Origin of the sequence: Halopseudomonas yangmingensis (assembly GCF_900114825.1) — a bacterium.
Taxonomy (GTDB): domain Bacteria; phylum Pseudomonadota; class Gammaproteobacteria; order Pseudomonadales; family Pseudomonadaceae; genus Halopseudomonas; species Halopseudomonas yangmingensis.
Window position 1 is genome coordinate 13,658 of sequence record NZ_FOUI01000015.1, and the last position, 20,240, is coordinate 33,897.

Annotated in this window: 18 protein-coding genes, 1 other RNA gene and 1 riboswitch; of the genes, 10 read left to right on the forward strand and 9 right to left on the reverse strand. The window is 60.3% G+C overall.

The window, feature by feature from the left end; translation table 11 throughout:
- The first annotated feature begins 30 nt into the window (after positions 1-30).
- Positions 31-1,146, forward strand: a complete 1,116-nt coding sequence (locus BMZ23_RS12295; protein ID WP_093477830.1) for a Fic family protein — start codon at positions 31-33, stop codon at positions 1,144-1,146.
- Between the two features lie 14 nt (positions 1,147-1,160).
- Here BMZ23_RS12295 and BMZ23_RS12300 read toward each other — a convergent pair whose 3' ends face one another.
- The 6 genes from BMZ23_RS12300 to smpB form a co-directional block, all read right to left on the reverse strand.
- Entirely contained in the window at positions 1,161-1,415 is a 255-nt protein-coding gene (locus BMZ23_RS12300; RefSeq protein WP_093477833.1) for a glutaredoxin domain-containing protein, read from the reverse strand.
- A gap of 41 nt (positions 1,416-1,456) precedes the next feature.
- The gene (locus tag BMZ23_RS12305) at positions 1,457-2,554 is read right to left on the reverse strand and encodes a ribonucleotide-diphosphate reductase subunit beta (RefSeq protein ID WP_093477836.1); all 1,098 of its coding nucleotides are present in this window, start codon (positions 2,552-2,554) and stop codon (positions 1,457-1,459) included.
- A gap of 17 nt (positions 2,555-2,571) precedes the next feature.
- Positions 2,572-5,028: a ribonucleoside-diphosphate reductase subunit alpha gene (locus BMZ23_RS12310; protein WP_093477839.1), complete on the reverse strand. Its 2,457-nt coding sequence runs from the start codon at positions 5,026-5,028 to the stop codon at positions 2,572-2,574.
- Positions 5,029-5,221: 193 nt separating this feature from the next.
- Positions 5,222-5,435, reverse strand: a riboswitch (cobalamin riboswitch).
- Between the two features lie 181 nt (positions 5,436-5,616).
- Positions 5,617-5,972, reverse strand: a transfer-messenger RNA (tmRNA) gene (ssrA, locus tag BMZ23_RS12315).
- A 114-nt stretch (positions 5,973-6,086) separates the two neighbouring features.
- Positions 6,087-7,445: a flavin-containing monooxygenase gene (locus BMZ23_RS12320; protein ID WP_093477842.1), complete on the reverse strand. Its 1,359-nt coding sequence runs from the start codon at positions 7,443-7,445 to the stop codon at positions 6,087-6,089.
- Between the two features lie 243 nt (positions 7,446-7,688).
- The gene (smpB, locus tag BMZ23_RS12325; protein WP_093477845.1) at positions 7,689-8,171 is read right to left on the reverse strand and encodes an SsrA-binding protein SmpB; all 483 of its coding nucleotides are present in this window, start codon (positions 8,169-8,171) and stop codon (positions 7,689-7,691) included.
- Between the two features lie 111 nt (positions 8,172-8,282).
- Between smpB and BMZ23_RS12330 the strand changes: the two genes are divergently transcribed.
- Genes BMZ23_RS12330 through BMZ23_RS12340 form a run of 3 tightly spaced genes read left to right on the forward strand, consistent with a single transcriptional unit; the run spans position 8,283 to position 10,432 of the window.
- Complete coding sequence (locus tag BMZ23_RS12330) at positions 8,283-9,686, forward strand: sodium-dependent transporter (protein WP_093477848.1); 1,404 nt, start codon at positions 8,283-8,285, stop codon at positions 9,684-9,686.
- A gap of 7 nt (positions 9,687-9,693) precedes the next feature.
- A complete protein-coding gene (locus BMZ23_RS12335; protein ID WP_093477851.1) occupies positions 9,694-10,128 on the forward strand; it encodes a type II toxin-antitoxin system RatA family toxin in 435 nt (144 codons plus the stop codon).
- Positions 10,118-10,432 (forward strand): RnfH family protein, encoded by a 315-nt coding sequence (locus tag BMZ23_RS12340; RefSeq protein WP_425431697.1) that lies wholly within the window; start codon positions 10,118-10,120, stop codon positions 10,430-10,432. The genes BMZ23_RS12335 and BMZ23_RS12340 overlap by 11 nt, the downstream gene beginning before the upstream one ends.
- A gap of 24 nt (positions 10,433-10,456) precedes the next feature.
- On the opposite strand, the gene BMZ23_RS12345 is transcribed toward BMZ23_RS12340, so the two are convergent.
- Complete coding sequence (locus BMZ23_RS12345) at positions 10,457-10,897, reverse strand: outer membrane protein assembly factor BamE (protein ID WP_093477854.1); 441 nt, start codon at positions 10,895-10,897, stop codon at positions 10,457-10,459.
- 91 nt (positions 10,898-10,988) lie between these two features.
- Between BMZ23_RS12345 and fur the strand changes: the two genes are divergently transcribed.
- Positions 10,989-11,396, forward strand: a complete 408-nt coding sequence (gene fur, locus BMZ23_RS12350; protein ID WP_093477993.1) for a ferric iron uptake transcriptional regulator — start codon at positions 10,989-10,991, stop codon at positions 11,394-11,396.
- Between the two features lie 73 nt (positions 11,397-11,469).
- On the opposite strand, the gene recN is transcribed toward fur, so the two are convergent.
- Positions 11,470-13,143: a DNA repair protein RecN gene (gene recN / locus BMZ23_RS12355; RefSeq protein WP_093477996.1), complete on the reverse strand. Its 1,674-nt coding sequence runs from the start codon at positions 13,141-13,143 to the stop codon at positions 11,470-11,472.
- 169 nt (positions 13,144-13,312) lie between these two features.
- On the opposite strand from recN, the gene grpE reads away from it, so the two are divergent.
- The 4 genes from grpE to dapB all read left to right on the forward strand — a co-directional run bounded on the left by grpE (position 13,313) and on the right by dapB (position 17,934).
- Positions 13,313-13,870: a nucleotide exchange factor GrpE gene (gene grpE / locus BMZ23_RS12360; RefSeq protein WP_093477857.1), complete on the forward strand. Its 558-nt coding sequence runs from the start codon at positions 13,313-13,315 to the stop codon at positions 13,868-13,870.
- 85 nt (positions 13,871-13,955) lie between these two features.
- Positions 13,956-15,875, forward strand: coding sequence for a molecular chaperone DnaK (gene dnaK, locus BMZ23_RS12365; protein ID WP_093477860.1), 1,920 nt, complete (start codon positions 13,956-13,958; stop codon positions 15,873-15,875).
- A 104-nt stretch (positions 15,876-15,979) separates the two neighbouring features.
- Positions 15,980-17,119, forward strand: coding sequence for a molecular chaperone DnaJ (dnaJ, locus tag BMZ23_RS12370; RefSeq protein WP_093477863.1), 1,140 nt, complete (start codon positions 15,980-15,982; stop codon positions 17,117-17,119).
- An 11-nt stretch (positions 17,120-17,130) separates the two neighbouring features.
- Positions 17,131-17,934, forward strand: a complete 804-nt coding sequence (dapB, locus tag BMZ23_RS12375; RefSeq protein ID WP_093477866.1) for a 4-hydroxy-tetrahydrodipicolinate reductase — start codon at positions 17,131-17,133, stop codon at positions 17,932-17,934.
- A 61-nt stretch (positions 17,935-17,995) separates the two neighbouring features.
- On the opposite strand, the gene BMZ23_RS12380 is transcribed toward dapB, so the two are convergent.
- Positions 17,996-18,772, reverse strand: a complete 777-nt coding sequence (locus tag BMZ23_RS12380; RefSeq protein WP_093477869.1) for a hypothetical protein — start codon at positions 18,770-18,772, stop codon at positions 17,996-17,998.
- 327 nt (positions 18,773-19,099) lie between these two features.
- Here BMZ23_RS12380 and carA point away from each other — a divergent pair, with 327 nt between their 5' ends.
- Positions 19,100-20,236: a glutamine-hydrolyzing carbamoyl-phosphate synthase small subunit gene (gene carA / locus BMZ23_RS12385; protein WP_093477872.1), complete on the forward strand. Its 1,137-nt coding sequence runs from the start codon at positions 19,100-19,102 to the stop codon at positions 20,234-20,236.
- Positions 20,237-20,240: the final 4 nt, after the last annotated feature.

Below are 20,240 nucleotides of genomic sequence, written 5' to 3' on the forward strand. Positions count from 1 at the left end.
CGTGCGGAGATTGCGGCCCATAATCGCCGCATGAATAGCGGCGATTACAACTACATCTGGCAGGCCAGTGAGTGGCCGAACTGGCGCTTCGACCTGGCGGAACTGGCCGGGCCGCTGGCCGAGGTCAGTCGTGCCCAGGGGCTGTTGATGGGGCGTCTGGCTGACGTTGGCGTGGCCCTGCGTGATCAGGCGAGCCTGGCGGCGCTGACCGAGGATGTGGTCAAGACCAGCGAAATCGAGGGCGAGCAGCTCAATGTTGAATCCGTTCGCTCGTCCATTGCACGCCGGCTGGGCGTGGATATAGGTGCGCTGGCGCCGGTCGACCGGCATGTCGAGGGTGTGGTTGAAATGGTGCTGGACGCCACCGCCAACTGCCGCGCAGAGCTAACCCGGGAGCGTCTGTTCGGCTGGCATGCTGCGCTGTTCCCCACTGGCTACTCCGGGCTCTCAAGGATCAGGGTCGGCGGCTGGCGCGACGATGCCCGTGGACCGATGCAGGTGGTGTCCGGTCCCATCGGTCGTCAGCGGGTGCATTTCGAGGCGCCGCCGGCCGAGCGACTGGAGTCGGAAATCGGCCGTTTCCTTGACTGGCTGAATGGGGCAGCCAACCAGCCGCCACTGATCAAGGCCGGCCTCGGCCACCTGTGGTTGGTTACCCTGCACCCGTTCGACGATGGCAATGGCCGTATCGCGCGGGCCATCGGTGATTTGCTGCTGGCCCGCGCGGATGACAGCCCGCAGCGCTTCTACAGTTTATCGGCACAGATCCAGCGTGAGCGCAGGGCCTATTACGACATCCTGGAGCGCACCCAGCAGCAGTCGATGGACGTCACCGAGTGGCTGGTCTGGTTCCTCGACACCTTGCATCGCGCAGTTGATCAGGCGCAGCTTACCCTTGACAGGGTGCTGGCCAGATCGCGGTTCTGGCAGCGCTGGGCGAGCATGCCGCTCAACGAGCGTCAGCTGAAGTTGCTGAACCGGCTGCTCGATGGCTTTGAAGGCAAACTGACCAGCAGCAAATGGGCCGCTATCGCCAAGTGCTCGCCGGATACGGCGCTGCGCGATATCAACGATCTGCTGGCGCGGGGTGTACTGCGCAAATCGGATGCAGGCGGGCGCAGCACCAGCTATGTACTGGTTGAGTAAACGACTGCTGCCACTCAACACATCGCGGTCGTTTCCCGCAGTGTGCGACGCAGCGCCTCGTAGCTCCCAACATAGTCCAGGGTTCCGTTTCGTTTGATGAAGGTTTGCGGCAGGCTGCGTACTGGCTGGCCGACCTTTGCCTGCAGCTCCTCAACGCTGATGTCCTGCCCTACGCTGAGGTACTGGAATTCGATGGATTGCATTTGGCACAGCAGCTTGCTCTTGTTGCAATCGGTGCAGTTGTCTTTGCCGTAGATGATGACTTCCATGGGGTCTCCTGGTGCTGGATGGATGTAGGGAATAAAGAGGGTCAGAAGTCGACGTCAAATACCTGGTTTTCGTCGGTGCGGCGCATCACGCCGACCTTGTAGGCGGCGATGTCCTGCTCCTGCGGCGAGGCTTGGGTCTTGGAGATGTTGAGCCACTTCTCCATGAACTTGAGCGGGTTGTGCGCCGGTAGCGAGTATTTTTCCGTGCTCAGCCCAAACAGCTGGTAGACATCCTTGGCGCAGTACAGCGTCCAGGCCGAGAGGCGGTCGGCATTCATGCCGACCAGCTCGCGGCCTTCGGAAAACAGGTAATCGATCCAGCGCAGTTCGCTGTCCACCACTTCTTCAAGCATGGCTTCAATCTGGCTGCGGCATTGGGCGAACGCCGTCTGGCCACGCTCGCTGGCCAACTCATTCTTCAGCACGGCCCGGTCGAGCTCTACGTGGATTTCCAGCTCGTCCTGGGCAATCTTCTGGATGGCCTTGCCGATGGGCTGGAACAGGCCGGTGTCGCAGATGGCGAAGGTAACGGCGAAGCTTGCCATGAACTGGATGCGCTCCATGCACAGCAGGGCGACGATGGTCATGAATACCGCGTTGTAGGTGGTCTGGTCGTTGGGTAGCTGGCCGATGGCGTATTTGTGCGATGCCTCGTAACCGGCAGCAAAGGCCTTGGCCACTTCGGAAAGGCGATCATGTGCTTCCTGTACGCGCAGGATTTCATCGAGGATGACACCGGGGTCATCGAAGGAGTTACGCACGATTTCGGAATAGGTGGCGGCGTGCACCACTTCGTTGTCCGAGATGCGCTGCCAGGCAGCCCACAATTCGCTGGAGGTGATGAAGGGAGCCAGTACCGGTGCGATGGCGCGCGAGGCGACCGAGTCGGCCTCCCACTGCCAGGCCAGCGTCTTGATCATCATGTCGTAGGTGGCGCGTGGGCAGGTCTTGAAATCTGCATTACAGCTGGAATAGTCAAACTCGTTCTCGTCCCAGTCGAGTGATTTTTGTGCCTTGTAGAGCGACCAGATCTCGGGGTAATGGCGATTCACGGTATCGAACAAACCAGGGCGCTGGCCCAGCAGCAGCAAGGGTTTCTGGTAGTCGGTCTTGGCGTAATTGAAAACGCTATCGGTCATGATTTGGTTCCTTGAAGTCAAAGTGTGCAGGCGGCGCAGTCGCTGTCCTGGGTGTCGGTGTCAGCCATCAGCGATGTGCTGGTTTCAGCTGCCGCTGCAGCCTGGCGGATATCGGCCACGGCCTGCATGCCGTTGGACGTTTTCTGGTTCATGTAGTACTTGGACTTCAGTCCCAGCTTGACGCGGTAGAGGTAATCCTCGATCAGCTCGCTGGAAGCAATCGACGCATCGCCGATGACGCGGCGGTAGAAGTCGGCGGAAATGCCCTGGTCGGTCCATTTCTGCATGATCGCGTAGAGTTCCGTCATGTCCCTGGTCGGAATGTCCCAGGCACTTTGGTAGTGCCCGGCCAGCGTGTCGCCCTCCGGGGCTGCCCAGTAGTTCACGCGCTGGTTGTCGGTCTTGATCAGCGTGAGTTCGCGCACCGGATAGAGGCCGTTGGTGGTACCCGACGCATTCGCCGAGGTCTCGGTGGGCATGTGTGCGACCAGCACTGAATTGCGGATGCCGCCGTTGGCCTTGATCTCGGCACGCAGCGCCTCCCAGTCATAGCGCAAGCTGAAGGGGGCGATCCGGTCGACGTGCGAATTGCAGGTATCAAGTGGCAGCCAGCCTTCGGGCCAGCGTGTCTTGTGCATCCAGGGCGCGTTACCCAGCTCCTTGCCAAGTGTCAGGCTGGCGCGCAGCAGGTGGTAGTAGTGGCGTTCGGCGACCTCATGGATGAACTGCTTGCCGGCTTCATCGGTATAGCGCTTGCCGTTCTTCGCCATCAGATGCGCCAGACCGAGGATGCCCACGCCAGCGTTCAAGCGCTTGCGCGAAGTCACGCCGACCTGCGGCAACTCGTAGTGTGCCAGGTGGATACACTTGTCGATCATCAACAAGGCGTAGTAAGCCACTTCGGCGTACTGTTCCTCGCTCTCGATATTGGAGACGACGATGCCGGCCAGATTGCACGTCGCCACCTCGGGCGCGCTGCGGCGCAGGATGGCTTCGATCGGCAAGCCCTGCACGCTGTCACCCGGCTGCAAGTCATCCGGCCAGACCGGGCCTCGCTGGGTTTCCACCGGCGTCTTGCCGGGGATTTCGCGCCGCGTGCCGTCGATGAATTGCACCTCGACGAAGGAAATGTCGTCTTCTGCGTACAACTCGCTTATGTGGTTGTAGGGACCTGTCGGCAGAGCGATTTCGGCGCAGAGATTGGATGAAAAAATCGTATCCTTGAACGGCGTATGGCGGTTCATCTCGCTGATGTTGTGCTCATACACGCGGCCGGTTTCGTTCCATTCGTTGCTGGCGGTGATAAGCAGTTCGCGCGCGCGCACCCAGGTCTTGGGGAAGCTCTCATCAGCGGCATAGCGCTGGTAGATTTCCTCGAATTTTTCCTCGTCGCCGCTATACAGCGCAGCATACAGATCGGGCGCGGTATGGCAGTTGAACAGGAAAATGTCTTCGTTCCTCGCTACCTTGCGAGCGAAGAACCGGTTGCCGCCCCAGGAGTAATCCATGCCGCGAATTTTTCTGTCTTCGGTGGACATGGGGTTCTTCAATCGCAGCAGCGTGTCCACTTCAGGATCGAAGATGGGAAAGTAGGTGGTGCAGGCGCCGCCGCGACCGTTCTGCAGGTTGGATTTCACCTCCGCCACTAGCGCGCGGTAGTAGGGCAGCTTGCCCTGGTGGCGGATTACGCCGCCGCGCACCGGATCATTTACCGAGCGTGTTGCCAGATGCGCGCCGATGCCGGCACTCATGTAGGTCATGGTATTGGCGATGTGGTTGCCTACGGCGATCGAGCGCGCATTGTCGGCCACGGTGTACAGGCAGCAACTGGCGTAGCCGCGCAGCGGCGTGCCGAGATTGACATGGTTGGGTGTCGGCGCATTGATGCGATTCTTCGACAGGTGCTCGTAAAATCGCTGCACGTCGCGCATGCGGCGTTCGCGCGGCTGATCCACGGACAGCGCCATGGCCATGCGCATGTAAATGAATTGTGGTGACTCGTAGTACTGGCCTTGCACCCGGTCGGCAATGGCGTACTTGGTCAGATGCGTATGCAACTGGTAGTGCGCATACTCGAAGTCGCGTTCATGATTGATCCACTCCTGGATTACCGCGTATTCGGACTCGGAGTAGTCCAGCACCTCCATCAGGCCCAGCGCCTGCAGCTTGCGGTGCAAGGCCAGCACTGTGGGGCGTTGATTGCGGTAGAGGTCTTTGCGAATCAGCGTGGCGTAGAGCCGCCCTGCCATGCGGTTGTACGACCAGGTATCAAAGTTCAGGCAGGTACGTATGAGTTGCTGCTGCAGTTCTCGCGAGGTGGCCGTGGAGGACATGCTCGAGACGGTTTCCAGCACCGCCGAAGGCCAGTCCACCGCATCGCCAAGAGACTCGGCGGCCCATTGACCCCACTGGTTGAGTTTGAACGGCGTGAAGGGTTCGCAGTGTCCATCGCGTTTGATTATGGTTTCCAGCATGAATGTGAGTTCCGGAACAAAGCTGCCAGGACCGGACGTGCCTGCAGCTATTGCCAATACACCTGCTCCCTCGCGCAGGGCCTTGCAGTGGACTCACACGACAAACGCACGCAACCGGACGCGGCGCCCGGTTTACGGCGTGCTTTTCCCGCGAAAGCACTCACCTGCATCCGGGCGATCAGTTGACGCTGATCAGCCACCAGATGTGTCGGCAGGTCTTCGGACTTTGCGGACATGGGCCTGAAGTTCAGACCCTCCTACACTGCTCCACTTCCCAGGCCATGGCGGCCCAGTGTGATTCGAGCATTTCGTTTCCGCTTACCGCTGCGGGGCAGTTCCGGACTTTCACCGGATTCCCTCTTACGACTTACCGACTAGGGGTAAGTACCGACGGGCACACTATACAGTGTTTTTTGGCTACCAGAAGTACTACCTGTAGTATTTGTGAGCCCGGCAGTCCAATTGAGCGCCGCACGGGCACTTCATGCCCTCAATCGGCTCATTACGCAGGCCTTCGCCCGACATAGACAGTTTTTCGACACTGAAAAGAAAAACCCTTGAAAACATCAATGTTTTCAAGGGTTTGTTTGGTGGAGCCGGGGGGATTTGAACCCCCGTCCGCCAGTCCGCCGCTATCGGTTCTACATGCTTAGCCATCTCTACTTAGTTAACTCCGCGCCGCCCGAGTGGCAGGGTGCTTGGAGCGAGCTGCATGAGTTTTAGCCGTTACGTCTGCAGCGAACTTGGCGGCGATCCTGTTCTATATGACAGCCAGATCTTCGGGTTTACAGGCATCCCCTAGAGGCTGCTAGCCGGCTTAAGCGGCTAGGGCGTAGTTGTCGTCGTTGGCAACTATAAAGATGTGGCAGCGGATTTACGAGAACTGTCACCTACTCGGCATGCCCCTCAAGTTTTGTAACCGTCGTCGAATCCAAATCGGCCCCAAATCTTGCTGGTTCAATCGTGAGACCGCATTCTACGTCAGAGGTTCCCGGCTGGCCAGTTGCTTTGACGTTTAACGACTCACGCTACCTTTATGTGGGATGTTTACTGGCATTTCAAGGCCGATTTACTGCTGATGCTGAATAAAAACGCAGCACGCCGTCGTCGATCGGGCTGTTGCGCATGATGCGCCGGTCCTGCAGGTAGTTCTGGTAGACCTGCCAGGGAATCCGGTCGCCCTGTTTTGGCAGCAGCCCGCTGGCCCGCTGCACATAGCCAGAGGTAAAGCTGAGGAAGGGTTGCTCGCTGACCTCGGAGTCGCGTTCGGCGACCGCTATGGCCATGCCGGTCTGGTCCATGTGTTTCAGCAGCCGGCAGACATAGTCGGCGGTCAGGTCGGCCTTCAGGGTCCAGGACGAGTTGACGTAGCCGAAGGCCATGGCGCAGTTGGGAATGTCGCTGAGCATCATGCCCTTGTAGGCCATGGTCTGCGCCGGTTCGACAGCCTTGCCGTCGACCCCTAGCCGGATATCGCCGAAGGCGTTCAGTTGCAGACCGGTGGCGACCACGATGATGTCGGCTGGCAGTGAAGCGCCACTGGCCAGCCGGATGCCGTCGCTGGTGATCCGGTCGATCTGGTCGGTGACCACGCTGGCGCGGCCTTCGCGGATATCCTTGAACAGGTCGCCATCCGGCGCCACGCAGATGCGCTGGTCCCAGGGCTGGTATGCCGGGCTGAAGTGGGCCGGGTTGATGTCGGGGCCGAGTTCGCTGGCGGCCATTTCGATCAGGCGTTTTCTGAACAGGCCGGGGCGTCGGCGGGCCAGCCGGTAATAGAAGATGCCGGTCAGGATGTTTTTCCAGCGCACCAGGCTGAAGGCGGTGGCGCCACTGCCGATCACCACTACGCGCTTGTCGCGGTAATCCAGTGCTTCGGGCCAGAACTGCGGGTGCACTATCGGGCCGTTGAAGCCTTCCTCGCCGGGGAAGTGCGGGCGGTAGGCCTGGTCGTAGCTGTAGTAGCCGCTGCACAGGTAAAGAAAGCGGCTGCGCAGCTGGTAGCGTGCGGGTTGGCCCTGACTGTCGCGGTGACTGATTTCAAGGGTCCAGCAGGCCTCGCTGCTTGACCAGTCGGCGCGTTCGACCCGTTGGCCAAAGCGGATCTGTTCGCGCAGCTGGTGCTCGTCGGCGGCTTCATTGATATAGGTGCGAATGTCCGGGCCGTCGGCTATCGACTTGTCGTTGGCCCAGGGTTTGAAGTCGTAGCTGAGGGTGTACATGTCCGAGTCGGAGCGGATGCCGGGGTAGCGGAACAGGTCCCAGGTGCCGCCAATCGCATCGCGCGCCTCGATGATCAGAAACTGCTTGTCCGGGCACTGCTGGCGCAGGCGGCAGGCGGCACCAATGCCGGACAGGCCGGCGCCGACGATCAGGACATCCAGGGGCTGTTCGGCATGCGGTTGGGCTGCGCTCATCGGCTGTTCTCGTTGTTGTTGGCCTGTTGCTTCAGCACGCTAGGACGTTGTCGCCGGCTTGGCAAGTGTCATCAGCCGGGTTGATGGGGCGGGTATGCGACAAAAAAATACCCCGCAGAGCGGGGTACAGGTTCATTGCTTGCATTGACCAAACCAGAAAGGGGACTGGTGGAGCTGACCAGTCTGTAAGTTCTGACTGGCGGTCCTATCGATTAGTTCAGCGGCACAGCAAAAAAAGGTGAATCAGCGGTTGCGCTCGCGCACCACGCGCTGTTTTTCACGCTCCCAGTCACGTTCCTTGAGGGTTTCGCGCTTGTCGAAGTCCTTTTTGCCCTTGACCAGGGCAATCTCGCATTTGACCAGGTGTTTTTTCCAGTAGAGCGCCAGCGGTACGCAGCTGTAGCCTTTCTGCTGCACGGCGCTGATCAGCTTGTCCAGTTCGCGGGCCTTGAGCAACAGCTTGCGGGTGCGGATCGGGTCGGCCACCACATGGGTGCTGGCGCTCAGCAGCGGGCTGATTTGTGCGCCGAACAGAAAGGCTTCGCCGTCCTTGAAGACGATATAGCTGTCGACCAGCTGGGCCTTGCCGGCACGCAGGCTTTTCACTTCCCAGCCGGTCAGCGACACGCCGGCCTCGAAGCGTTCCTCGATGAAATAGTCGTGTTTGGCCTTCTTGTTCAGCGCTATGGTGCCGCCGCTGGCCTGTGCGTTCTTTTGCTTGCTCATAGGCGGCGCATTATAGGCGCTTGTGCGGCGTCCGGCTATCGGTCCGACCTTGTCCTGCCGGTATGGAATCCGCACAATGCCCTCCTTTTTTCTTCTGGACGGTGAAACAGCATGGCCAATGACAGTGTTTCCATTCACGGTATCTGGGCCAGTCGCTGGATTTTTATACTGGCGGCGACTGGCTCGGCGGTCGGGCTGGGTAATATCTGGAAATTCCCCTATATGGCCGGTGTTTATGGGGGCGGCGCCTTTGTGCTGGTCTACCTGATATGCATTGCGATGATAGGCGTGCCGATCATGCTGGCAGAGACCGTGATAGGTCGTAGAGGACGGCAGAGCCCGGTAAATGCCATGCGCAGCCTGGCGCTGCAATCGGGTGCTTCTCCGCGCTGGTCGCTGGCGGCACTGATGGGTATGGTCACCGGCCTGCTGATTCTGTCGTTTTACAGTGTGGTGGCCGGCTGGTCGCTGGATTACATCATCGGCATGGGGCGAGGCGAATTTGCCGGAATTGATGGTGCCGGGGCTGGCGCACGTTTTGGCGCGCTGACCGCCGACCCATGGCGTCTTACCTTGTGGCATTCACTGTTTCTGCTGGTGACGGCCTTTATCATTGCCCGCGGTGTGGTTGCCGGGCTGGAGCGCAGCCTGCGCATCATGATGCCGATGCTGTTTGTGTTGCTGTTGGTGCTGCTGGGGTATTCGCTGACTACCGGGCATTTTGGTGACGGACTGAAGTTCCTGTTCCATTTTGATCTGGCCGAAGTGCCGGACGGTATTCTGGCTGCAATGGGGCATGCATTTTTTACCCTGAGCGTCGGTGTGGGTTCGATCATGGTGTTTGGTGCCTACATGCCGAAGAAGTCCTCGATCGGGGCTACGGTAATGACCGTGGGACTTCTCGATACCGTGGTGGCGCTGACCGCTGGCATGGCGCTGTTTCCTATTGTCTTTGCCGCAGGACTTGAGCCTGGCGGTGGGCCGGGATTGATGTTCGTCACCCTGCCGATTGCCTTTGGCAATATCGCTCTGGGTCAGCTATTCGGTTTGTTGTTCTTTATTCTGGTGGCGGTTGCCGCCTGGAGTTCGGCCATTTCCATGCTCGAGCCCGCAGTGGCCTACTGGGTTGAGCGCAGTGGTCGCAGCCGGGCTCTGGTTACCGGCGTTATTGCGGCACTGTGTTGGGTGGTCGGTATGGGTACGGTGCTGTCATTCAATGTGTTGGCCGACGCGCGGTTCTTTGTCAGCGACGCAGATGGCTGGCATCTTTTCCGCTGGACCACCGAGGGCGGCAAGACCCTGTTCGACAGCATCGATTATCTGACCAGCCGCATCATGCTGCCGCTGGGCGGGTTGTTGTTTGCGGTCTTTGCCGGCTGGGTGATGGGGCGTGACGTGGTGCGCGCCGAATTGTCCCTGCGGCATCCCTGGATGTTTCCGGTAATATATTGGCTGTTACGTGTGGTGGCGCCGGTGGGCGTGACCATTGTGTTTGTTGCCGAGCTGCTCAAGTGATTGCCGTATGACCCATATCCAGCGTTCCGCCTTGTTGCCCTATACAGCCCAGCGCTTGTTCGATCTGGTCAACCGTGTCGAGCATTATCCGCAGTTTCTTCCCTGGTGCTCTTCAGCGCAGGTGCTTGACGAAACCGAGCAGGAAATGCGAGCGCAGTTGACTGTGGCCAAGGCGGGGGTAAGCCAGTCATTTGTCACTCGCAATCAGCTGATACCCGGTCAGCGCATCGAAATGCGTCTGGAGCAGGGCCCCTTTACCGAGTTGCATGGTATCTGGGAGTTTCGTGCACTTGGCGAACATGCCTGCAAGATCAGTCTGGATCTGCACTTCAATTACGCTGGGCCGGTGGTCAAGGCTACGCTGGGGCCATTGTTCAATCAGGCTGCCAACAGCATGGTCGAGGCGTTCTGCCAACGCGCCAAGGAGATATATGGTGGCTGAGCACAGCATTGTGGTGGAGGTGGCCTACGCGCTGCCTGATAAGCAACGCATCATCGCCGTCGCGGTGCCGCAGGGCACCAGCATGCTTGAGGCGGCCAGGTTGTCGGGGATAGTCAACGAGTTTCCGGGGCTGGATCTGGATGCCAGTTCGATGGGGATTTTTGGCAAGTCGGTGGCGAAGCCGGCGGAGCGGGTTCTTCAGGCGGGTGAGCGGGTGGAAATTTACCGGCCTCTGCTGGCCGATCCGAAGGAAGTGCGCAAGCAGCGTGCCGCCAGAGCAAAGGCAGAGGAACAGGCCGGCTGAATGGTCAGTCGGCCCTTGATCTGGTCAGTTGTCGCCAGTTTGCAGCGGCGCACCAAGGTCTACCGGAAAGCTCTCGCTGGATGAAGAGGCGGGGAGCTGGCCACCCATGATGGCTTCATCGCGACTGGTACCGGGCACGAAGTCACCACTCAGGCCGGCAAGACGGTCATTCTCGAAGAACAACGAAATGCGCTCCTGGGTGCGTGTACTGTGTCCGGCCTGCAGGCTGTACAGGTAGTCCCAGCGATTCGGGTGCAGTGTGTCCTGAATAAGCGGGCTACCCATGATAAAGCGTACCTGGCGGGTGGTCATGCCGGGCCGCAACTGGTCAACCATGTCCTGGGTAATCACGTTGCCCTGTTGTACGTCGATCTTGTAGACGCCGGGAAAGCCGCAGCCGCCCAGCGACAGGGCCGCAGTGCAAAGGATAGCGAGAATGATTCGGTTCGGGCTTTTTACTGTCACGTGGTATCATCCACAGTCGTGTTAGGGCTGAATGGCCCTGAATCATACCCGACAGATCCCGCCCTGCGAAGCGCTGAACGAGAAACTGCCCATGCTTGAAAATCAGGAACTCCGCAAAGTTGGCCTCAAGGTCACCCTGCCACGGGTGAAGATACTGCAGATGCTCGACAACTCCGAAGAGCGTCACATGAGTGCCGAGGATGTCTACAAGGCATTGATGGAGGCCGGTGACGATGTTGGTCTGGCTACCGTGTATCGGGTGCTGACCCAGTTCGAGCAGGCCGGTCTGGTTGTAAGGCACAACTTTGATGGCGGTCATGCGGTTTTCGAGCTGGCGGATGGTGATCATCACGACCATATGGTCTGCGTCGATTCCGGTGAGGTTATCGAGTTCTTTGATCCGGAGATCGAGCGCCGCCAGCGGGAAATCGTCAAGGAGCATGGCTTCGAGCTGGTTGACCACAACCTGGTGCTTTACGTGAAGAAAAAGGGCTCCTGAGCCCGGTTGGCCGAACCGTCATTCCCGCTTTCGCGGGGATGACATGGATCAGGGACGAGTACTGGCTCTGCGCTCAGGCGCTGACAGCCAGCAGCTTGCGGGCGTGCGCCAGTGATTCCTCGGTCAGGTCGATGCCGCCAAGCATGCGTGCCACTTCCTTGATCCGGCCATCGGTGTCGAGTTTGTCTATACAGGTACGCGTGCTGTTCTTATCTTGCTCCTTGCGCACGAACAGGTGCTGATGCCCCTGTGCAGCAACCTGCGGCAGGTGGGTCACGGTGATTACCTGGCCGCGATTGCCCAGGCGCCGCAGCAGTTGCCCGACAATCTCGGCGGTGGGGCCGCCGATACCTACATCCACTTCATCGAACACCAGGCTGGGTACCCGTGAGGTCTGTGCGGTAATTACCTGGATGCCCAGGCTGATACGTGACAATTCGCCACCGGACGCCACCTTGGCCAAGGGTTTGGCGGGTTGGCCGGGGTTGGCGCTGACCATGAATTCCACGGACTCCAGGCCCTGCGGCGGATGGTTATCGGCAGCCAGTTCCTGCAGGCTGATTTCGATGCGCCCGCCGGGCATGCCGAGACGCTGGATTTCCTCGGTGACCGCCGCCGCCAGGCGTGCGGCGGCCTCGCTGCGAATGCCGGACAGCTGCTGAGCTAACTGTTGGTAGTGCTGACGGTAGGCGGCCAGTTCCTCGCCAAGGCGTTCAATATCGGCATCCTGCTGTTGCAGGCTGTCGAGTTCGTCGAGCATCTGCTGTTGCAGGGCGGCTAGCTGTTGCGGTTGTATCCGGTGCTTGCGCGCCAGTTCGTAAATGCTGCCGAGACGTTCCTCGACCTGCTGCTGGCGTTGTGGGTCGGCCTCGAAGTGGTCGAGGTAACGACTCAGCTCGCCAACTGCTTCCTCTACCTGGATTTGCGCACTGGCCAGCAGGGCATGGGCCTCACCAAGGTGGCGGCTGTGTTCCGCCAGTGCGGTGAGTCGGCCGAGGCTGGCGTTGAGCGCCTGCAGTACGCTGCCGCTGTCGCTTTCGCGGCACAGGTCGATGACCTGCTGGCAGTTGTGCACTATCTGTTCGGCATTTGCCAGTTGTCGCTGTTCGGACTCCAGACTGTCCAGCTCACCGTCCTGCAGGGCCAGGTTGTCCAGCTCTTCCAGCTGGTAGCTGAGCAGTTGCTGGCGCGCCTGTTGCTCGTCACCCAGGGTGCTGGCGCGTTGCAGGGCCTGTTCGGTCTGCCGGCAGCGTTGCGCGGCCAGTTGCACCTGGCGGGCCAATTCCACCGCACCGGCGTATTCATCCAGCAGGCGGCGGTGGGTATCGGTTTTCAGCAGCGACTGGTGTTCATGCTGGCTGTGGATGTCGATCAGTAGTTCGCCCAAGGCCTTGAGGTCCTGCTGCGGGCAAGGGCTGCCATTGATGTAGCCGCGCGAGCGTCCCTCTGCGGTGATTACCCGGCGCAGGATCACCTGCTGCTGGTCAGTATCAAGATCGCGCTCGGCAAGCCATTGCTGCGCTTCCGGGATCTGCCGTACATCGAAGGTGGCAAGAATGTCCGCCTTGTCTGCGCCGGGGCGTACGGCGCCGCTGTCGGCACGGTCACCCAGGGTCAGCGCCAGGGCATCCAGCATGATTGATTTGCCGGCGCCGGTTTCACCGCTGATGACTGTCATGCCGCTGCTCAACTCGATATCCAGATGGTCGACGATGGCGTAATTGTTGACCGCAAGGTGTATCAGCATGGCCAGCTCCCGGTAGGCTTTGTCTGGCTTTTTATACAGTAGTTGCAGGTTGTCGACAAGTCCGCTCGACAAACCCTTGAAGCTGTCCGCATCGTCCCCATATACAGCCGCATTGCTGCGGGTTATGTCCGCAGATCGGTGGATTGACAGGTTTTTACAGGAGCACAGCATGACCGACGAGATGAACAGCGATCAGCAGCCTGAAGGGCTGGACGCTGCCACACACACGCCCGAGCTGGACCGCATTGCCGAGCTGGAGGCGCAGTTGGACGAGGCGCGTAATCAAGCGCTGCGTGCCGCCGCCGAGATGCAGAATGTGCGTCGGCGTGCCGAGCAGGATGTGGAGAAGGCGCACAAGTTTGCCCTGGAGCGTTTTGCCGGTGACCTGTTGCCGGTCCTCGACAGTCTGGAGCGCGGTATCGAGTTGTCGAATCCGAACGATCCAGCCCTGCGTTCGATGCACGAAGGCATGGAGCTGACCCTGAAAATGTTCCTCGATACCCTGTCGCGCTTTAGTGTGGCTGAAGTGAGTCCGCACGGTGAGCCCTTCAACCCGGAGCTGCATCAGGCAATGGCCATGGAGGAGAACCCGGCTTGTGAGCCGAACACCGTGCTTAAGGTGTTCCAGAAAGGTTACACGCTCAGTGGTCGGCTGTTACGCCCGGCCATGGTGGTGGTCAGCAAGGCGCCCAGCGCGCCGGCACCCCACATTGACGAGCAGGCTTGAAATTGTTTTGAACGCCCCCATTCAGTGGGCATGACAGATTGAACCCGGCCGCCGGGCGCGGCACTCAGCTTCGGAGAGAACACAGATGGGCAAGATTATCGGTATCGACCTGGGAACCACCAACTCCTGCGTCGCCATCATGGAAAACGGCACTGCCAAGGTGATCGAGAACGCCGAAGGCGGTCGCACCACGCCGTCAATCGTGGCTTTCACCAACGACGGTGAAACCCTGGTTGGCCAGTCGGCCAAGCGCCAGTCGGTGACCAACCCGCACAACACCCTGTTTGCGGTGAAGCGTCTGATCGGTCGTCGTTTCGACGAGGATGTGGTGCAGAAGGACATCAAGCTGGTGCCCTACAAGATTCTCAAGGCCGACAATGGCGATGCCTGGGTCGAAGCCCGTGGCGAGAAGATGGCGCCGCCGCAGATCAGCGCCGAAGTGCTGAAGAAGATGAAGAAAACTGCCGAAGACTACCTCGGCGAGCCGGTTACCGAAGCCGTAATCACTGTGCCGGCCTACTTCAACGACAGTCAGCGCCAGGCGACCAAGGATGCCGGCCGGATTGCCGGTCTGGAAGTCAAGCGCATCATCAACGAGCCGACCGCTGCGGCACTGGCCTACGGCATGGACAAGGCGCGTGGCGACTCGACCATCGTGGTCTATGACCTGGGTGGCGGTACCTTCGACGTGTCGGTGATCGAGATTGCCGAAGTGGATGGCGAGCACCAGTTCGAGGTGTTGGCGACCAACGGTGACACCTTCCTCGGCGGTGAAGATTTCGACATGCGCCTGATCGACTATCTGGCCGATGAGTTCAAGAAGGAAAACGGCGTTGATCTGCACAATGATCCGCTGGCCCTGCAGCGCCTGAAAGAGGCTGCCGAGAAGGCCAAGATCGAGCTGTCTTCGAGCACCCAGACCGATGTCAACCTGCCGTACATCACTGCAGACGCCTCGGGTCCCAAGCACCTGAACGTCAAGGTGACCCGTGCCAAGCTGGAGTCGCTGGTCGAGGATCTGGTCAAGCGCAGTCTGGAGCCGTGCCGCGTAGCCATGAAGGATGCCGGTCTGGACGTGTCGGCGATCAATGAAGTGATTCTGGTCGGTGGCCAGACCCGCATGCCGATGGTGCAGAAGGCGGTTACCGAGTTCTTCGGCAAGGAGCCGCGCAAGGACGTCAACCCGGACGAGGCAGTTGCCGTGGGCGCCGCCATCCAGGGTGCGGTACTGGCCGGTGACGTGAAGGACGTGCTGCTGCTCGACGTGACCCCGCTGTCGCTGGGTATCGAGACCATGGGCGGTGTGATGACTGCACTGATCGAGAAGAACACCACCATTCCGACCAAAAAGTCGCAGGTGTTCTCCACTGCCGATGACAACCAGACAGCCGTTACCATTCACGTGCTGCAGGGTGAGCGCAAGCAGGCCGGGCAGAACAAGTCGCTGGGTCGCTTCGATCTGGCCGATATTCCGCCGGCGCCGCGCGGTGTGCCGCAGATCGAGGTTAGCTTCGATATCGACGCCAACGGTATCCTTAATGTGTCCGCCAAGGACAAGGCTACCGGCAAGCAGCAGTCGATCGTGATCAAGGCCTCTTCCGGTCTGAGCGACGAGGAAATCGAAAAGATGGTGCGTGATGCCGAGGCGAATGCCGAGGAAGATCGCAAGTTCGAGGAGCTGGCGACTGCGCGTAATCAGGGTGACCAGCTGGTGCATGCCACCCGCAAGACCCTGAAGGAAGCAGGTGACAAGGCGACTGATGCCGAGAAGTCTGCCATCGAGGCCGCCTTGAGCGACCTTGAAGTGGCCATCAAGGGTGACAGCAAGGACGATATCGAGGCGAAAATCAACGCCCTGTCCGAGGCGTCGGCACCGCTGGTGCAGAAGATGTACGCCGAGCAGGCGCAGGCTGCCCAGCCGGGTGAGGCGCAAGCGGATGCTGGTAGCGACGGCGCGGATGATGTTGTCGATGCCGAGTTTGAAGAGGTCAAGGACAACAAGTAAGGTCCCGGCCGCCTGGCGGCCCTGAAGCATGCAGCACGGCAACGCGGGACTGGCTCCCGCGTTGCCGTTTGTGCTGCCCGAGCGTGGCAGAGGAATGATGAACGATGGCCAAGCGTGACTATTACGAGGTTCTGGGTGTCGAGCGCGGTGCCAGCGAAGCCGAGCTGAAGAAGGCCTATCGGCGGCTGGCAATGAAGTTCCACCCGGACCGCAATCCCGACGACAAGGAAGCCGAGGAAAAATTCAAGGAGGCCAACGAGGCCTACGAAGTGCTCACCGACGCGCAGAAGCGTGCGGCCTATGACCAGTATGGGCATGCCGGTGTCGACCCGAACATGGGCGGCGGTGCCGGTGGTTTTGGTGGCGGCGCCAACTTCTCGGATATTTTCGGTGATGTGTTCGGCGATATCTTTGGCGGCGCAGCCGGTGGCCGTGGGCGTTCCAGTGCCCAGCGCGGCAGCGACCTGCGCTACACCCTGGAATTGGATCTGGAGGAGGCGGTACGCGGCTCCAGCCAGACCATCCGGGTGCCGACACTGGTCGAGTGCAAGACCTGCAGTGGCAGTGGTGCCAAAAAGGGCACCAGCCCGGTCACCTGTACTACCTGTGGCGGACACGGTCAGGTGCGCATGCAGCAGGGTTTCTTCTCGGTGCAGCAGACCTGTCCGCGCTGCCATGGCAGCGGCAAGATGATCACCGACCCCTGTGGCGACTGCCGTGGCCATGGGCGCGTCGAGGAGCAGAAAACCCTGTCGGTTAAAATCCCGGCCGGGGTCGATACCGGTGACCGCATCCGCCTGGCGGGTGAGGGCGAGGCGGGTGTCAATGGTGGTCCGGCCGGCGATCTGTACGTGGTGGTCTCGGTACGCGAGCACAAGATCTTCCAGCGCGATGGCAAGAACCTGTACTGTGAGGTGCCGATCAGCTTTACCGATGCGGCACTCGGCGGCGAGCTGGAAGTGCCGACCCTGGATGGCCGGGTCAAGCTGAAGATCCCCGAGGGGGCGCAGACCGGCAAGCTGTTCCGCCTGCGTGGCAAGGGTGTGACGCCGGTACGCGGTGGTGCGCCGGGTGATTTGCTGTGCCGCGTGGTGGTGGAGACGCCAGTCAACCTGACCAAGCGTCAGCGCGAACTGCTCGAGGAGTTGCGTGGCACCCTGGAGGCCGAGGGCAGCAATCAGTCGCCACGGGCCAAGAGCTGGTTCGAGGGTGTAAAGAACTTCTTTGAAGACATGAAATTCTGAGCGGAGCGAAGATGAGACGGATAGCGGTTATTGGCGCAGCCGGTCGCATGGGCAAGGCGCTGATCGAGGCCATTGGCCAGACCGAAGGGGCGCAGTTGAGCGCCGCCATCGAGCGTCCGCAAAGCAGTCTGGTGGGTGCCGATGCCGGCGAGCTGGCTGGGGTCGGTCGCCTTGGTGTGGTGATTGCCGGCAGTCTGGAGCAGGTGCTGGGCGATTTCGATGTGCTGATCGATTTCACCCACCCCAGCAGCACGCTGGTCAACCTGCAGTTGTGCCGCGTCCATGGCAAGGCCATGGTGATTGGTACTACCGGTTTCAGTGAGGCGGAAAAGGCACAGATCGCCGACGCCGCGCGGGATATTCCGGTTGTGCTGGCGGCCAACTTCAGTGTTGGCGTCAACCTGTGCCTGAAGCTGCTGGATATGGCGGCGCGGGTCATGGGTGAGGATGCCGATATCGAGATTATCGAGGCGCATCACCGGCACAAGGTGGACGCCCCATCCGGTACTGCGCTGCGCATGGGGGAGGTGGTGGCCGAAGCGCTGGGGCGTGATCTGCGCAAGGTGGCGGTATATGGTCGTGAGGGCCAGACTGGCGCTCGCGAGCGCGACACCATCGGCTTCGCTACCGTGCGTGCCGGCGATGTGGTGGGGGATCACACCGTGCTGTTTGCCACCGAGGGCGAGCGGGTGGAGATTACTCACAAGGCTTCCAGTCGTCTGACCTTTGCTCGCGGCGCAGTGCGTTCGGCGCTGTGGTTGCAGGGCCATGACAGCGGCCTGTTCGATATGCAGGACGTGCTGGGTTTGCGTTGACCGGTGCGATCTGGACCCACAAAAAAACCGGCCAGGCCGGTTTTTTTGTGGGTCAGGTTTGTCAGCCTTGGGCCAGACTCGACACTCTGACTTGTTCGCGTGACAGTTCGTCAAGGATGCGGGTGTTGCGCTGCAGGTAGAAGGCCGCCATTGAGGGTACCCAGTCTTCGTAGTACTTCAGCAGACGCGGACGAATAAAGTCGTATTGCTTGTCCAGGCGCTCGAGCCGGGCCTGAAGATCCGGGAACAGCTTGCGCAGTTCGCCGGCTCGTTCTGTGATGCGGTTGTCGAGCATGGTGAACATTCCATCCTCGTTGTCCATAAAGTAGACGCCAACCGAGCTGAACATGTTGTTCTGGTACAGCAGCAGAATCTGGCTGATTTCCAGGCTCTGGGCATGCAGGGTCAGTAGTTCGGCAGGAGCTCCTTCGGTCATTCCTGCATACTCGCTCTCAGCCATGCGATCCAGTTGGCCATGGATCTGCATGATGCGGTTGACGGTAGACAGATTGAAGTGGGCTTCTTCTTCAGGCTGGCCTTCCAGTTCGCGGATGGTCAGCTGCAAATTGGCCTTGAGCGCGGACAGTTCGGCGGGCATGCCCAGTGTGCGCAGGGCGGCATCCATATTGGACAGCGCTTCGTTGTAGCGGATCCGGTTTTCTGGCTCGCGAATCTTTTCGTAAAGGTTGTTGTCGATCAGCAGGTAGGTGGCAGCGGTATAGCCCTGGCTGCGGAATTCGTGCATGGCCTGCAGTCGCTGCAGGTCAACGGCCTGCGCAACCAGTGGGGCGAAGCAGAAAAGTGCCAGCAGTATCAGGCGTGAAAGCTGTAGAGCCATGTTCGTTTCCCCAATCCTTAGCGTTTCTTGTTGTTTTGGCATCGCTGCCATGTGCGCCGGCAAGGCTGTTCTGTGCGCATGGTCGACGCCATGAGGCGTTGTACCACAGATGAAGATGTGATGAAACACGCAGGTCGGGGGGTACGTCTGACCGCAGACGCGTTGGTGCTGGAAATTTCTTGCGTTGATCGGTAGACTATCGAGCTGATCTGTCTATCCAGCGCGTAATTGACAATGCCTTGCAGCGGGATGTGGTGCCTGACACCCCATTCCCGCTTTTGTGCAGCCCGAGTTTTGTCAGCAGCGCCAGCACAATCGGAGGTTTTCTTGTCCAAGCCAGCTCTTCTAGTCCTCGCCGACGGCAGCGTGTTTCGCGGTGAGGCCATCGGTGCCGACGGCCATAGCGTCGGCGAGGTCGTGTTCAATACGGCCATGACCGGTTATCAGGAAATACTTACCGACCCCTCTTATTCCCGCCAGATCGTCACCCTGACCTACCCGCACATCGGCAACACCGGCGTCACCCCCGAGGATGTCGAGTCGGATCGCGTGCATGCCGCCGGTCTGGTGATTCGCGATCTGCCCTTGCTGGCCAGTAGCTGGCGTTTCAAGCAGACCCTGCCGGAGTACCTGAAGGACAATGGGGTGGTGGCGATTGCCGGTATCGATACCCGTCGGCTGACCCGCATCCTGCGTGAAAAGGGTTCGCAGAACGGCTGCATCATGGCCGGTGATGACCTCAGCGAGGAGCGTGCGCTTGAGCTGGCGCGCAGCTTCCCCGGACTGAAGGGCATGGATCTGGCCAGGGAGGTTACAGTCAAGGCACCCTATAAATGGCGCTCCAGCGTCTGGGAGCTGGCCAGTGACAGCCATCCGGAACGCACGGCTGCCGAGCTGCCCTACCATGTGGTGGCCTATGACTACGGGGTAAAGACCAACATCCTGCGCATGCTGGTGGCGCGCGGTTGTCGCCTGACTGTGGTGCCGGCACAGACCCCGGCCAGCGAGGTGCTGGCGCTGAACCCGGACGGTGTGTTCCTGTCCAACGGCCCTGGTGATCCGGAGCCTTGTGACTACGCGATTACGGCCATCCGCGAGATCCTCGACACCGCTATCCCGGTGTTTGGTATCTGCCTGGGCCATCAGTTGCTGGCGCTGGCCTCCGGGGCGAAGACGGTGAAGATGGGCCATGGCCACCACGGCGCCAACCACCCGGTTCAGGATCTGGACAGCGGGGTGGTGATGATCACCAGTCAGAACCATGGCTTTGCCGTGGATGAGGACAGCCTGCCGGACTGCCTGCGCGCTACCCACAAGTCGCTGTTCGACGGCACCCTGCAGGGTATTGAACGCACCGACAAACAGGCTTTCAGCTTCCAGGGTCACCCCGAAGCCAGTCCCGGCCCGCACGATGTTGCGCCGCTGTTCGACCGTTTCATCGAGGCCATGGCCACGCGCCGCTGAGCAT